Source organism: Barrientosiimonas humi, assembly GCF_006716095.1.
Classification (GTDB): Bacteria; Actinomycetota; Actinomycetes; order Actinomycetales; family Dermatophilaceae; genus Barrientosiimonas; species Barrientosiimonas humi.
In genome coordinates this window covers 1,751,582-1,766,009 of sequence record NZ_VFOK01000001.1, presented here as the reverse complement: position 1 = coordinate 1,766,009, position 14,428 = coordinate 1,751,582, and the positions used below count along the sequence as shown (strand labels likewise).

Sequence of the window (14,428 nt, the reverse complement as noted above, 5' to 3'; positions counted from 1 at the left end):
TCGGGGTCCGCTCCTCAGTGGTCTTCGGTGGTCGAGCCGTGCTCGGCGACCATCCGCCGCGCGGTCTCGAGGTCGTCGGGAGTCTTGAGCGCGAGCGTCTCGACGCCGCGCAGGCCGCGCTTGGCCAGGCCGACGAGGGTGCCCGCCGGCGGCAGCTCGATGAGGCCCGTGACGCCGAGCTGCTGCAGTTGCTCCATGCACAGGTCCCAGCGCACCGGGTTGCTGACCTGGGAGACCAGGCGGCGCAGCACCTCGGCCCCGTCGGCCACGACCGCGCCGTCGGCGTTGCTGATCAGGGTCACCGTGGGGCTGCCGGGCTGGATGGCGTCGGCCTCGGCGCGCAGGGTCTGCACGGCCGGCGCCATGTGCTCGGTGTGGAACGCGCCCGCCACCTGCAGCGGGATGACCCGAGCCTTCGCCGGAGGGTCGCCCTGCAGGGCCTGCAGCTGGTCGAGCGTGCCGGCGGCGACGACCTGGCCGGCGCCGTTCATGTTGGCCGGGGTGAGGCCGTGCCGCTCGAGCGTGGCCGCGACGTCGTCGGGGTCACCGCCGAGGACGGCCGCCATCCCCGTGGGGGTGGCCGCAGCGGCCTCGGCCATGGCGCGCCCGCGCACGCTCACGAACCGCATCGCCTGCGCGTCGTCGAGCACGCCCGCCGCGGCGGCGGCGGTGACCTCGCCGACCGAGTGCCCGGCGAGGGCCCCGGACGAGCCGATCGCGTCGAGCTCGGGGAGCGCCAGCAGGCCGGCCGCGACGATGAGCGGCTGGGCGACCGCGGTGTCCTTGATGGTCTCGGCGTCGGAGGTGGTGCCGTGCGCCTGCAGGTCCAGTCCCGCCGCGTCGCTCAGCGCGGCCAGGCGGTCGGCCACCCCGGGCAGCTCGAGCCAGGGGGCGAGGAAGCCGGGGGACTGGGAGCCCTGTCCAGGGCTGACGATCGCGAGCACACCTCCAGCCTGCCCCAGCGGGCCCCGCCGCGCGCGGTCTTCTCCCACGACGCTCGCCCGCCAGATTTGGAGGTTTCCTCCAAAATGCGAAGCCGGCGAGAGCGTACGCCGGCGTAGGTCGACCGCGCGGCGTGCACGGTGTGGCGGAGGACCGCTGAGGGGCGCGGTGGAGCGCACGGTTCAGCAGAGGACCGCGAGGGCGTGAGGTGGCGGTGCGCACGGGGTGGCGGAGGACCGCTGGCGGGTGCGGTGGGGCGCACGGGGCGGCGGAGGACCGCGAGGGCGTGAGGGACCGGGGGCGCACGGTTCGGCGGAGGACCGCGAGGGCGTGAGGGACGGGGCCGCACGGGGTGGCGGAGGACCGCTGGCGGGTGCGGTGGGGCGCACGTTTCGGCAGAGGACCGCTGAGGCGTGCGGTGGCGGCGCGCACGGGGTGGCGGAGGACCGCTGGCGGGTGCGGTGGAGCGCACGTTTCGGCGGAGGACCGGCGGGGGGTGCGGCGGCGGCGCGCACGAGCGTGCCGCGTCAGGTCGTACGGCGGCGCCACTGCCGCGGGGCGTCCAGCAGCGCCACGGCCAGGGCGATGCGCACGGTGAAGGCGTCGTGGCCGTCGGTGAGGTCGTACCCGGTCTCGTCGGTGATCCGGCCGAGCCGGTAGCGGACGGTGTTGGGGTGGACGTACAGCGTGCGGGCGGTGGCCTCGAGGCTGCCGGAGGCGAGGTAGGCCCTGGCCGTCTCGAGCAGCTGCGCGCTGCTCGCGAGCGGACGGTGGACGCGCTCGGCGAGGGCGCGACGGGCGCGCTCGTCACCGGCCAGCGCCCGTTCGCCGAGCAGCTCGGCCCCGCTGCACGGCCGTGGCGCCTCGGGCCAGGCGCGGGCCGCATCAAGACCGGACAGGGCCGAACGGGCCGAGCGTCCGGCCGCGAAGACGTGCGGGACGCGGGGGCCGACGACGATCGGCCCCTGCCCCCAGTGGTCGGCGAGGTCGGTGACGGTGCGCACCGGGTCCTCGACCTGCCCGAGCACGGCGACGAGGCGGTGGCCCTGCACGGCCGCGAGGCACTCGATGCCCCGGTCGGCGGCGGCCGAGCGCAGCGCGTCGACGACCGCCGCGCTGCCGCCCTGCGGCGCCTCGCCGGCCGCCACCGACACCGCGGTCACCCGGTCCCAGCCGAGCGCCGCGACCCGTGACTGCAGCGAGTCGTCGGCCTCTCCGCGCAGCACCGCGTCGACCACGAGCGACTCCAGCCGCGCGTCCCAGGCGCCGCGCGTCTCGGCCGCCTGGGCATAGACCTGGGCGGCCCCGAACGCGATCTCGCGGGAGTAGTGCAGCACCGCCGTGCGCAGCTCCTCGCCCTCGCCGGGCGCGGCGATGCGCTCGACCTGGGACTCCATCTCCTCGATCACCGTGCGCACCAAGTCCAGCGTGCGGCGCAGGCTGATCGAGCGGGTCAGCTCGCGCGGCGCGGTGCCGAACACGTCGACGATGTCGGCCGGGGTCGACGTCGGGTCGCGGTACCACGCGATGAACGACGCGATGCCCGCCTGGGCGACCAGCCCGACCCAGCTGCGGTCCTCGGCGCTGAGCTCGCGGTACCACTCGTGCTGCGCGTCCATCCGTTGCACGGCCGAGGTGGCCAGCTGCCCCGCGTTGCGCTCGAGGCGACGACGGGTCGCGGTCGTGCCGCGCGGGCGGCGGGTGCCGGGCATGCCGCCAGCGTACGTCCGTCGTTTGTAGGACCTGCACAGTCCCGGGAGTGCGGGCGCCGCCGAGCGGCCATCCGCTCGTCCCGGGAAGTCCACCCGCTGTCCACCGCGCGAGGTCGCGGGTGCGGTGTGATGACCGTCATGGATCGTCGTTCCTTCACCGCACTGGTGGGTGCCACCGCAGCCGCCGCCACCGTCCTTCCCGTCAGCGCCAGCAGCGCCGCCCCCGCCGCCTCGCGGTCGCGCGGGCGCGGGCGCCGCAGCCTCCCCACGCCGTACGTCGTGGGTCACCGCGGTGCCTCCGGCTATCGCCCGGAGCACACGCTCGCCTCCTACACCCTCGCCGCGCACATGGGTGCCGACTTCATCGAGCCCGACCTGGTCATCACCAAGGACGGGGTGCTCGTGTGCCGGCACGAGCCGGAGATCAGCGGCACGACCGACGTGTCCGAGCGTCCCGACTTCGCCGCGCGCCGCACGACCAAGACCCTCGACGGGGTCGCGACCACCGGCTGGTTCGTCGAGGACTTCACCCTCGCCGAGCTGCGCACCCTGCGCGCGGTCGAGCGGCTGCCGCAGGTGCGCCAGGAGAACACCATCTACGACGGCCTCTGGCAGGTGCCGACGTTCGAGGAGGTGCTGAAGCTGCGCAAGCAGCTCAGCCTCGACCTCGGCCGCGAGATCGGTGTCTACCCCGAGACCAAGCACCCGACGTACTTCCGCGAGATCGGGCTGCCGCTCGAGGAGCGCCTGGTCCCGCTGGTGCAGCGCTACGGCCTGAACAACAAGAACGCCGCCATCCGCATCCAGTCGTTCGAGCTGACGAACCTGCTGATGATGCGTTCGAAGATGAAGGTGAAGGCGCCGCTGGTGTTCCTGACCTCGGCCAGCGGCACGCCGTACGCCGACGACCGCACCTACGCCGAGCTGCTGTCGCCGGCCGGGCTGCGGACGTACGCCGACCAGATCGACGGGCTCGGACCCGACTGGTCGCAGGTCATCGCCCGCAACAGCGACGGCACGCTGGGCGCCGAGACCGCCCTGGTGAAGAACGCCCACGCCGTCGGGCTGGAGGTGTGCCCCTACACCGTCCGCGCCGAGAACCAGTTCCTGCCGACCGACTACCGCATCGGCGCCGACCCGAACGACTACGGTCGTGTCATGGACCTGCTGCACCGCCTCTACGACGCCGGCATCGACGGCATCTTCAGCGACAACCCCGACGTGGCCGTCGTCGCGCGCGACACCTGGCGCGGCTGACCCGCGTTGGCAGACGACGACCGGAAGACCGACGACCGGGAGACCCTCGGCGGGGAGAAGTGGCTCCAGGAGACGTGGCGGGCGGGGGTGGCCGGCGCGGTCGCGCTCGTCGTGGGTGTGCTCGCGGTCGCCCTCATCGACTCCGGTGACACCCGCCTCGCGGCCGTGCTGGACCGGGTGGTCCTGATCCTGCTGGCCTACCTGCTCGTCTACGTCGCGGTCTCCGTGGTCGTGTTCTCCCGGGCCACGCCCGCTGCCGTCCGCCACTGGGCGACGCGCAGCGGGCGGGGCACCCGGGTGCAGCGATACCTGCTCGGCACGGCGCCGGGCCCGGGGTTCTCGATCTTCATCAGCGCGGCGGCGCTGTTCGTCGCGGTGCTGTGGCTGCCGCGGGGCGCCGGGCACTCCGAGCTGCCCACCTGGGCGCGGGTCGCCATCGGCGTCGGCATGATCGTCGTGTCGTGGGTCGCGATCCTCATCGCGTTCGCCGTCGCCTACCACGCCGACGACGCGCTCACCGACGGCCAGGGGCTGAACTTCCCCGGCGACAAGCCGAGCGCGCAGGCGACCGACTGGAGCGACTACATCTATTTCTCGGTGGCGGTGAGTACGACGTTCGGCACCACGGACGTCGACGTCACCTCGACGCAGATGCGCCGCACCATCACCGTGCACGGGCTCATCGCGTTCGTGTTCAACACGGTGATCCTCGCCGCGGTGGTCAGCGCGCTGCTTCCGTAGGGCGCCGAGGGGTCTCGATACACCGGCTCGGCCAGCGCCTCGCCGGCACTCGACCAGCGTGGGTCAGGTGGCGATGAACAGCGTTGCGGCGCCGGCGAACTCGGCCTCGCCGGCGAACGGCGGGAGCTGCTCGGCGAGGGCGGGGTCGAACGTTGCGAGGTAGGCCTGGGCGGCGCCGTGGTCGGGGAAGACCGCGCGGGTGTCGAAGTCGATCTGCTCGACGTGCGCGAAGTGGCGCCGCAGCGTGGTGGCGCCGTTCTCGCGGCTGAACTGGGTGCGGATCGGCTCGCCGCCGGCGGCGGTCAGCAGGTCGGCGAGGTGCCCGTCGCCGTTCGTCATGGCGATCAGCACCCCGTCCGGGCGCAGCACCCGCCGCACCTGCGCGAGCGTCCGGTCCAGGTCGGGCACGTGGTAGAGCATCCACATCGCGGCGACCGCGTCGAAGGCGTCGTCGCCGAACGGCAGCTCGCTCGCGTCGACCGGGCGCGCGTCGAGCCCGCGCTGGGCGGCGAGCTCGACCATGCGGGGTGACTGGTCGGTCGCGACGAGCCGTGCGCCAGGCAGGCGCGCGGCCACGCGCGAAGCGAACTCGCCGGTGCCGCAACCGATCTCGAGCAGGTCGCGCGGCGCCGCCGCGGCGAGCGCCTCGACCGCCACCGCCACCGGGTCGGTGCCGTCGGCCGTGCCGCGCCAGACGCTGCGGCGCGTCTCGAGGCGGTCCTCGCGGGCGTACTGCTGCGCCACCGCCTCCTGATCGTTGCCGATGCCGGCACCGCTCGGCCCCGGGGCCGTCGGCGCGCCGGCGGGCGGGGTCGGCGCGGCGAGCTGCGTGTGCAGCCGGTCGAGCAGCGCGTCGACCTGACCCCGGTCGTAGCCGGGACGAAGCCGCCGGGTCACCGGCTCCAGCCGTTGCCGCCACCGGGCGAGCTGCCCGGGGGTGAGGCTGCCCTCGCGCATCGCGGCCACGACGTCGTCGAGCAGGTCGTCGACCGCGCCCTCGTCGTACCCGGGGTCGCTTCTGCGGGCACGCCCGAGCTCGACCGTGATCAGGTCCTCCGGCGTGAGGTCCTCCCCGGCCTCACGCCGGCCCCGCATCACGCGTCGCCGCCGACGTTGCCGGACGTGCCGGCGGTGACGTCGAGCAGCTGGTACTTCTCGGCCGCCTTGGCCGGGATGTCGTCGTCGATCTCGCCGCGCTCGGCGAGCAGCTGCAGGGTGCGCACGACCATCGACGGCCCGTCGATGTGGAAGTAGCGGCGGGCCGCGGCGCGGGTGTCGGAGAAGCCGAACCCGTCGGCGCCGAGCGAGACGAAGTCCTGCGGCACCCACTGCCGGATCTGGTCCTGCACGGCGCGCATCGAGTCGGAGGTCGCGATGACCGGACCCTGCGCGTCGCGCAGCACCTCGGTGACGTAGGGGACCTGGGGCTCCTCGTCGGGGTGCAGGAAGTTGTGCTCGTCGGCGGCCAGGCCGTCGCGGCGCAGCTCGTTCCAGGAGGTCACCGACCACACGTCGGCGACGACGCCCCAGTCGTCCTTGAGCAGCTGCTGGGCCTCCAGCGCCCACGGCACCCCGACGCCCGACGCGAGCAGCTGCGCCTTCGGCCCGTCGCCCTCGCCGACCGACAGGCGGTAGATCCCGCGCAGGATCCCCTCGACGTCGACGTTCTCCGGCTCCGGGGGCTGGACGTACGGCTCGTTGTAGACGGTGAGGTAGAAGATCACGTTCTCCGGCTTGTCGCCGAACATCCGGCGCAGGCCGTCCTTCATGATGTGCGCGATCTCGTAGCCGTACGCCGGATCGTAAGCAACCACAGCGGGATTCGACGACGCGAGCAGCAGCCCGTGACCGTCGGCGTGCTGCAGCCCCTCACCGGTCAGCGTGGTGCGTCCGGCGGTGGCGCCGATCAGGAAGCCGCGGGCCATCTGGTCTGCCGCGGCCCAGATCGAGTCGCCGGTGCGCTGGAAGCCGAACATCGAGTAGAAGATGTAGAACGGCACCATCGGCACCCCGTGCGTGGCGTAGGACGTGCCCGCCGCGGTGAACGCGCCGATCGAGCCGGCCTCGTTGATGCCCAGGTGCAGGATCTGCCCCTGCGTCGACTCCTTGTACGCCAGCATCAGCTCGGCGTCGACGGAGGTGTAGTTCTGCCCGTGCGGGTTGTAGATCTTGGCCGTCGGGAAGAAGGAGTCCATGCCGAACGTGCGGGCCTCGTCAGGGATGACCGGCACGATGTGCGGACCGAGGTCCTTGTCGCGCATGAGCTCCTTGAAGACCCGCACGAGGGCCATCGTGGTGGCGACCTCTTGCTTGCCCGACCCCTTCTTGGCGACGGCGTAGGCGTTGTCGTCGGGCAGCTTCAGCGGGCCCGAGGACACCCGGCGGTCGGGGAGCCCGCCGCCCAGCTGCTTGCGCCGGTCGAGCATGTACTTGATCGCCGGGTCGTCGTCGCCGGGGTGGTAGTACGGCGGCAGGTAGGGGTCGGCCTCGAGCTGCTCGTCGCTGATCGGGATCTGCAGCGAGTCGCGGAACTGCTTGAGGTCGTCCAGCGCCAGCTTCTTCATCTGGTGCGTCGCGTTGCGGCCGGCGAAGTGCGTGCCGAGGCTGTAGCCCTTGATCGTCTTGACCAGGATCACCGTCGGCTGGCCGTGGTGCTCGGTCGCTGCCTTGTACGCCGCGTAGACCTTGCGGTAGTCGTGCCCGCCGCGCTTGAGCTTCCACCAGACGTCCTCGTCGGACCAGTCCTGGACCATCTTCGCGGTGCGCGGGTCGCGGCCGAAGAAGTGCTCGCGGACGTACGCCCCGTCGTTGGCGCGGAAGGTCTGGTAGTCACCGTCGGAGGTGGAGTTCATCAGGTGCACGAGCGCGCCGTCGCGGTCGGCGGCCAGCAGCGGGTCCCAGCCGCGGCCCCAGACGACCTTGATGACGTTCCAGCCCGCGCCGCGGAAGAAGCTCTCCAGCTCCTGGATGATCTTGCCGTTGCCGCGCACCGGGCCGTCGAGGCGCTGCAGGTTGCAGTTGATGACGAACGTGAGGTTGTCCAGCTCCTCGTTGGCCGCCAGCTGCAGCAGGCCGCGCGACTCCGGCTCGTCCATCTCGCCGTCGCCGAGGAAGGCCCAGACGTGCTGGTCGCTGGTGTCCTTCAGGCCGCGGTTGTGCAGGTACTTGTTGAACTGCGCCTGGTAGATCGCGTTCATCGGGCCGAGGCCCATCGACACCGTCGGGAACTCCCAGAAGCTGGGCATCGACCGCGGGTGCGGGTAGGACGGCAGCCCCTGCAGCTCGCCGTCGACGATGTGCGACTTCTCCTGGCGGAACCCGTCGAGCTGGGTCTCGGTGAGGCGCCCCTCGAGGTAGGCGCGGGCGTACATGCCGGGGGAGGCGTGCCCCTGGAAGTAGATCTGGTCGCCGCCGCCGGGGTGGTCCTTGCCGCGGAAGAAGTGGTTGAAGCCGACCTCGTAGAGGGTGGCCGCGGAGGCGTACGTCGAGATGTGGCCGCCGACGCCCACGTCGGGGCGCTGCGCGCGGTGCACCATGACCGCGGCGTTCCAGCGGATCCAGGCGCGGTATCGCCGCTCGATCTCCTCGTCGCCGGGGAACCACGGCTCGGCCTCGGGCGCGATGGTGTTGATGTAGTCGGTCGCGGTGAGCGACGGCACGCCGATCTGCCGCTGGCGCGCGCGCTCGAGCAGCTTGAGCATGACGTAGCGCGCGCGTGCCTGACCGCCGTGCTCGATGACCGCGTCGAGCGAGTCGACCCACTCCTGCGTCTCGTCCGGATCGATGTCGGGCAGCTGGCTCGGGATGCCGTTCAGGATCGGTCCTGCACCGGTGGGGTTGTTCGACACAGTCGTACGTCCTCTCTGACGCTCCTACGAAAGATCAGTCTGCTCCCCGGCCTGGTGCTGGTGAAATCGGGTCCCGTTACTAACCAGTACTCGGAACGACGGTCCGCACGATGGTCCGACCATCCGACGCGCGCTCGCGCGCTGTCCGCTAGTTGCAATGGCGCGGAGTTCCTAGTGGACTACTGACCCATGACCGAGGAAGGGAACGGATCCGCCGGCGACGGCAACCGCACAGCCACGGCCGCACGGCTGGGGTTCGCCGAGGGCCAGGTGGTGCAGGAGCTCGGCTGGGACGAGGACGTCGACGAGGCGCTGCGCGAGGAGATCGAGGACGCCGTCGGCTCGCCGCTGGAGGACGAGGACTACGACGGCGTCGTCGACGCCGTGCTGCTGTGGTGGCGCGACGGCGACGGCGACCTGATCGACGACTGCGTCGACGCGCTCGCCGGGCTGGCCGACAAGGGGTTCATCGCCCTGCTGGTGCCGCGGGCGGGGCACCCCGACCACGTCGACGCCAGCGACATCCAGGAAGCCGCGCAGACCGCCGGGCTCAACGCCTCCTCCTCCAGCAAGGCGGGCGAGGAGTGGATCGGCACCAAGCTGGTCCAGGGCGGGGCGGCGAAGCAGCGATGAGCGAGCCGGTCACCGTGGGCGCGAGCGCGCCCGACTTCACGCTCAAGGACCAGTTCGGCCAGGAGACCTCGCTGCGCGACCTGCGCGCCGAGCGCGCCGTGCTGCTGGTCTTCTACCCGTTCGCCTTCTCCGGCATCTGCACCGGCGAGCTGTGCTCGGTGCGCGACGACCTCACCCGGTTCAGCAACGACCGGGTGCAGACGGTCGCGATCTCCTGCGACCCGATGTTCTCGCTCAAGGCCTGGGCCGACCAGGAGGGGTACGACTTCCCGCTGCTGTCCGACTTCTGGCCGCACGGCCAGGTGGCGCAGGCGTACGGCGTGTTCGACGACGCGGCCGGGATGGCCATCCGCGGCACGTTCCTGATCGGCACCGACGGCACGGTCCGGTGGTCGCTGGTCAACGGGCCGGGCGAGGCTCGCGACCTCGCCTCGTTCGAGCAGGCGCTGCAGTAGGCCCCGGCGGCTCCGCGCCGTTCTTGCGCCTCGCCGGGAGCCTCGCCAATCCGGCGCGCCGGGGCGGTCGGCGCCGCTAGCGTCGAGGCCATGGACCTGCTTCGGGGTGAACAGATCGCGGCCGCCGGCCTCGCCGACTGGCGCAAGCTGGCGCAGGGTCTGCACGCGCGGTATCTCGTCGCCGACTTCGGGACCGGTGTCCGGTTCCTCGCGGCGGTGGGCAAGGTCGGCGACACGGTGGGCCACCACCCGAAGGTCGCGATGGGCCCGGGGCACGTCGACCTGGAGCTGGTCAGCGACGACGCGGTCTACCGCGCGGACGACGGCACCGAGCACGTCGTCGAGTGGGTGACCCAGCAGGACGTCGACCTCGCCCGGCGCATCTCTCAGCTCGCCGCCGACCAGGGGCTGGCGCCCGACCCGGCCGCGGTGAGCGAGGCCGAGCTCGGGCTCGACACGGCCGCCGCCGCGACCGTCGCCCCGGTCTGGGCGGCGCTGCTGACCGGCGACGCCGACGCCCAGGGGAGGGGGACGCCGGGCGAGGAGGTGCGCGACGCCACCGGGCGGGTGCCCAACCTGTGGTTCGGCGACCTCGAGGAGGGCGGGTCGGCGGACGCGCGGTTCCACGTCGAGGTCTACGTCGCGCCCGAGACCGCGCGGTCGCGCATCGACGCCGCCGTCGCCGCGGGCGGCACGGTCGTCGACGACAGCGACGGTCTCACCGTGATCGCCGACCAGGACGGCAACCGGGGAGTGCTCTGCGTCGATCAGTCCGCCGTGCCGACGGACTGAGCAAGTTCGTCCTGGGTCCGGCGAGTGCGTAGGATCCACGGCGTCGCAACGACGATGCCGACCGGGTGAGCCTGCGAGCCCGGGCGGAGGAGGAGCTGCGACAGAGACTGAACGTCGCAACGACGATGCCGACCGGGTGAGCCTGCGAGCCCGGCCGGAGGAGGAGATGCGACAAAGAACGTCCAGGGCCTGTAGCTCAGCTGGTAGAGCGCCGCGTTTACACCGCGTAGGTCGTCGGTTCGATCCCGGCCGGGCCCACGTGAACACCCCGCCCGTTGACCCTCGGCTCGCGGACGTCGTGGCCGTCCTGGACCAGCTCTACCCGCAGCAGACCGCCCAGTCGTGGGACCAGGTGGGTCTGGTGAGCGGCGACCCGGAGCAGCCGGTGCAGCGCATCATGCTCGCGGTCGACCCGACCCTGGCGGTCATCGAGGACGCCCGCGCGGCCGGCGTCGACCTGCTGATCACCCACCACCCGCTGCTGCTCCGCGGCGTGCACTCGGTGGCGACGACCTCGGCCAAGGGCGCGGCGGTGACGGCGCTCGTGGTGGCCGACCTGGCGCTGTACGTCGCGCACACCAACGCCGACGTGGCCGACCCGGGGGTGAACCACGCCCTCGCCGACGCCGCGGGCGTCGTGGCCGGCGAGCCGCTGACGTACGAGGACGACCAGCCGCTGGGCATCGTGGGTGACTTGCGAGAACCGTTGAGCCTCAAGGCTTTTGCCGAGCAGCTCGCCGGACGGCTCCCGGCCGCGCCGGTGGGTCTGCGCGTTGCCGGCGACCCCGACGCGACCGTGCGGCGGGTGGCGGTGCACGGGGGCGCGGGCGACGGTGCCTTCGACGCCGTACGCGCGAGCGGGGCGGACGTCTACGTCACCGCCGACCTGCGCCACCACCCCGCGCTCGAGGCGCGGGAGGAGGCCCGGGGCGGGACGCCGTTCCTGATCGACGCCGGCCACTGGGCCACCGAGTGGCTGTGGCTGGAGGGCGCCCGTGAGCGGATCGCCGGTGCGCTCGGCGCCGCGGCGGATAGCGTGGAGATCGAGGTGTCGCAGCGCCGCACCGACCCGTGGGACTTCCTCGTGCCGAGCGGCGATCCCCGGACGACCCGAGACGACCAGACCGGAGGCCCCCGCTGAAAGCCGACCTGACCCGCCAGTGGCGTCTGCTCGACCTGCAGAAGCTCGACACGCGGCTCGACCAGCTCGCCCACCGCGAGCGCACCATGCCGGTGCTGACCCGGCTCGCCGACGCCGAGAAGCGTCGCTCGTCGCTGGAGGAGGAGGTCGTGCTCGCGCGCACCGCTGTCGGCGACGTCGACCGCGAGATCAGCAAGGCCGACCAGGACGTGCAGCTGGTGCGTGACCGCGCCGCGCGCAACACCCAGCGCCTCGACAGCGGCCAGGGCAGCGCCAAGGAGCTGCAGGCGATGCAGCACGAGCAGCAGGCGCTGGCCCGGCGGCAGTCCGAGCTGGAGGACGTCGAGCTGGAGGTCATGGAGCGTGCCGAGTCGCTGCGCGCGGACCTGGGCGTGAAGGAGACGTCGCTGTCCGACGCCGAGGGCGACGTGCGCGACCTCGGCGCCGAGCGTGACGAGGCGCTGCAGGAGATCGAGCGCGAGCGCTCGCAGGTGCAGCGCGACCGCGAGCAGCTGGCGCCGGGTCTGGGCGAGGACCTGCTGGGGCTCTACGAGCGGGTGCGGGCCCAGCACGGCGGGGTCGGGGCGGCCGCGCTGCTGCAGCGCCGCTGCGACGGCTGCCACCTGGAGCTCACGCCGGCCGACCTCACGGCGATCCGCAACGCGCCCGAGGACGAGGTGCTGCGGCACGAGGAGTGCGGTCGCATCCTGGTGCGCACGGCCGAGTCGGGGCTGTGAGCCGCCGGCTGGGCGTCGAGGCCGACGGCGGCTCGCGGGGCAACCCGGGGGTGGCCGGCTACGGCGCGGTGGTGCGCGACCTGCAGACCGGTGACCTGCTCGCCGAGCGGGCCGCGCCGCTGGGGAAGGCGAGCAACAACGTCGCGGAGTACTCCGGCCTGATCGCCGGCCTCGAGGCGGTGCTGGAGATCGAGCCCGGCGCCGACGTCGAGGTGCGGATGGACTCCAAGCTGGTCGTGGAGCAGATGGCCGGCCGGTGGAAGATCAAGCACGCCGACATGCGCCGGCTCGCGATCGAGGCGCGCGAGCTCGCGACCCGGATCGAGCAGGCCGGCGGGAGCGTGGACTACGCCTGGATCCCGCGCGCCGACAACGCGGTGGCCGACGCGTTGTCCAACGACGGGATGGACGGCGAGACCGTCCGACGCGACCACTGGCGTACGTCGGGATCGGTGGGGGCACAAGCGGACTCGAGCGACTCCCCGCCCGCCGAACCGGCCGTGGTCGAGGTCGCCGAGCAGGTGGTGCTCTCGACCGACGAGAGCCCGGCGAGCCCGCCGGACGCCGGGAAGCCGGCGCGCATCCTGCTCGTGCGGCACGGCGTCACGTCGTTCACCGAGCAGGGGCGCCTCGACGGCCGCGGCGGCGCCGACCCGAGCCTCAGCGAGCGCGGCGTCGCGCAGGCGAAGCGGGCGGCGCAGGGCGTGGCCGAGCGGGTCGCGGGCGTCGACGGCGTGCACGTCGTGACGTCCTCGCTCGCGCGGGCCAAGGAGACCGGTGGTGCCGTCGCCGACGCGCTCGGCGTGCCCACCACCGTCGACGCCGACTGGGACGAGCAGGCGTTCGGTCACTGGGACGGCATGAGCATGCGCGACCTGGTCACGGCCTTCCCCGAGCAGCTGCAGCAGATGCGCGTCGAGGACGACTTCTCGGTCGAGGGCGGCGAGTCGCACGGGCAGCTGGCCGAGCGGGTGGTCGCGGCGTTCGAGCGGGCGGTCGAGCTCGCCGGGCCTGGCGGCACCGTCGTGGTCGCCACGCACCGCAAACCCATCATGGTCGTGCTGCAGCACGTGCTCGGCCTCACGACCGAGCGCTCCTGGCGCCTGGCGGCGGCGCCGGCCTCGCTGACCGGCGTCGAGGTCTGGGCCGACGGCGTCATGTCGGTCGCGTTCACCAACGACACGCACCACCACGGGGATGCCTGACCAGGCCGCGGCGGCCGCCGCGCCGAAGCCGGCCAGCCTGCTGACGGTGCTCGTGGCGCTCGCCGCCAACGCGCTGATCGCGGTCGCCAAGTCGGTCGCCGCCCTGATCACCGGGTCGGCCTCGATGGTCGCCGAGGCCGCGCACTCCTGGGCCGACACCGGCAACGAGGTCTTCCTGCTCATCGCCGAGCGGACCTCCCAGCGGCCGAGCGACAAGCTGCACCCGTACGGCTACGGGCGGGCGGCGTACGTCTGGTCGATGTTCGCGGCGTTCGGCCTGTTCGTCGCCGGTGCCGGCGTGTCGGTGTGGCACGGCATCACGTCGCTGGACGCGCCGGAGACGGGCGACACCGACTACCTCGTCGCGTACGTCGTGCTCGCCATCGCGTTCGTGCTCGAGGGCACCTCGTTCCGGCAGGCGGTGCGGCAGGCGCGCACCGACGGGGCGAAGATGGGGCTGCGCCCGCTGCGGTTCATCGAGCGCACCTCCAACCCCACGCTGCGCGCGGTGTTCGTCGAGGACGCCTCGGCGCTGATCGGTCTGCTGCTCGCCGGTGCCGGGCTGGCGCTGCACCAGATCACCGGCGACCCGGTCTACGACGCGCTCGGCTCGATCGCGGTCGGCCTGCTGCTCGGGGTGATGGCGGTCTTCCTGATCCGCCGCAACCTCGACTTCCTCGTCGGTCAGCCGGTGCTGCCGGCGGTGCGCGAGAACATGCTGCGCGCGCTGTACGACAACCCCGAGATCGAGAAGGTCACGTTCGTCCACCCCGAGTTCGTCGGGCCGGCGCGGGTGCTGCTCATCGCGGCGGTCGACCTCACCGGCAACCGGTCGGAGGACGAGGTCGCTGCCGTGGTCAACCGGGTGGAGCAGGAGCTCACCGCGGTGCAGTTCGTCGACCAGGCGGTGCTCACGCTGTCGACGCCGGGGATGCCCGCGCTGCCGCGCCCGCCGCGCCCCTGAG

General features: G+C 72.9%; 13 protein-coding genes and 1 tRNA gene. 10 read left to right on the top strand and 4 right to left on the bottom strand.

Annotation, left to right across the window (positions count from 1 at the left end; all coding sequences use genetic code 11):
* Positions 1-14 precede the first annotated feature (14 nt).
* Together FB554_RS08200 and FB554_RS08195 are read right to left on the bottom strand one after the other, a co-directional pair.
* On the bottom strand, positions 15-944 hold the full coding sequence (locus tag FB554_RS08200) for an ACP S-malonyltransferase (protein ID WP_142005506.1): 930 nt from the start codon (positions 942-944) through the stop codon (positions 15-17).
* 525 nt (positions 945-1,469) lie between these two features.
* A complete protein-coding gene (locus tag FB554_RS08195; RefSeq protein ID WP_142005505.1) occupies positions 1,470-2,654 on the bottom strand; it encodes a PucR family transcriptional regulator in 1,185 nt (394 codons plus the stop codon).
* A 138-nt stretch (positions 2,655-2,792) separates the two neighbouring features.
* Here FB554_RS08195 and FB554_RS08190 point away from each other — a divergent pair, with 138 nt between their 5' ends.
* Together FB554_RS08190 and FB554_RS08185 are read left to right on the top strand one after the other, a co-directional pair.
* Entirely contained in the window at positions 2,793-3,911 is a 1,119-nt protein-coding gene (locus FB554_RS08190; RefSeq protein ID WP_142005504.1) for a glycerophosphodiester phosphodiesterase, read from the top strand.
* 6 nt (positions 3,912-3,917) lie between these two features.
* Positions 3,918-4,652, top strand: a complete 735-nt coding sequence (locus tag FB554_RS08185; RefSeq protein ID WP_211344558.1) for a DUF1345 domain-containing protein — start codon at positions 3,918-3,920, stop codon at positions 4,650-4,652.
* Between the two features lie 63 nt (positions 4,653-4,715).
* Here the strand turns inward: FB554_RS08185 and FB554_RS08180 are convergent, their stop codons facing one another.
* Together FB554_RS08180 and aceE are read right to left on the bottom strand one after the other, a co-directional pair.
* Positions 4,716-5,747: a methyltransferase domain-containing protein gene (locus tag FB554_RS08180; protein WP_142005503.1), complete on the bottom strand. Its 1,032-nt coding sequence runs from the start codon at positions 5,745-5,747 to the stop codon at positions 4,716-4,718.
* On the bottom strand, positions 5,747-8,500 hold the full coding sequence (gene aceE / locus FB554_RS08175) for a pyruvate dehydrogenase (acetyl-transferring), homodimeric type (protein WP_142005502.1): 2,754 nt from the start codon (positions 8,498-8,500) through the stop codon (positions 5,747-5,749). Before aceE ends, FB554_RS08180 begins: the two co-directional genes overlap by 1 nt.
* 189 nt (positions 8,501-8,689) lie before the next feature.
* Here aceE and FB554_RS08170 point away from each other — a divergent pair, with 189 nt between their 5' ends.
* From FB554_RS08170 to FB554_RS08135, 8 genes are all read left to right on the top strand, one after another.
* Entirely contained in the window at positions 8,690-9,133 is a 444-nt protein-coding gene (locus FB554_RS08170) for a DUF3052 domain-containing protein (protein ID WP_142005501.1), read from the top strand.
* Positions 9,130-9,588 carry a peroxiredoxin gene (locus tag FB554_RS08165; protein WP_142005500.1) on the top strand — a complete coding sequence of 153 codons (459 nt, stop codon included), beginning with the start codon at positions 9,130-9,132 and terminating at the stop codon, positions 9,586-9,588. The genes FB554_RS08170 and FB554_RS08165 overlap by 4 nt, the downstream gene beginning before the upstream one ends.
* 90 nt (positions 9,589-9,678) lie before the next feature.
* Positions 9,679-10,380 carry a 4a-hydroxytetrahydrobiopterin dehydratase gene (locus FB554_RS08160; protein WP_142005499.1) on the top strand — a complete coding sequence of 234 codons (702 nt, stop codon included), beginning with the start codon at positions 9,679-9,681 and terminating at the stop codon, positions 10,378-10,380.
* 185 nt (positions 10,381-10,565) lie between these two features.
* Positions 10,566-10,638, top strand: a tRNA-Val gene (locus FB554_RS08155).
* Positions 10,639-10,678: 40 nt separating this feature from the next.
* A complete protein-coding gene (locus FB554_RS08150) occupies positions 10,679-11,521 on the top strand; it encodes a Nif3-like dinuclear metal center hexameric protein (RefSeq protein ID WP_338070558.1) in 843 nt (280 codons plus the stop codon).
* Entirely contained in the window at positions 11,452-12,258 is an 807-nt protein-coding gene (locus FB554_RS08145) for a zinc ribbon domain-containing protein (protein ID WP_338070557.1), read from the top strand. Before FB554_RS08150 ends, FB554_RS08145 begins: the two co-directional genes overlap by 70 nt.
* On the top strand, positions 12,255-13,463 hold the full coding sequence (locus FB554_RS08140; RefSeq protein ID WP_142005496.1) for a bifunctional RNase H/acid phosphatase: 1,209 nt from the start codon (positions 12,255-12,257) through the stop codon (positions 13,461-13,463). Before FB554_RS08145 ends, FB554_RS08140 begins: the two co-directional genes overlap by 4 nt.
* Positions 13,456-14,427 carry a cation diffusion facilitator family transporter gene (locus FB554_RS08135; protein WP_142005495.1) on the top strand — a complete coding sequence of 324 codons (972 nt, stop codon included), beginning with the start codon at positions 13,456-13,458 and terminating at the stop codon, positions 14,425-14,427. Before FB554_RS08140 ends, FB554_RS08135 begins: the two co-directional genes overlap by 8 nt.
* Position 14,428: the final 1 nt, after the last annotated feature.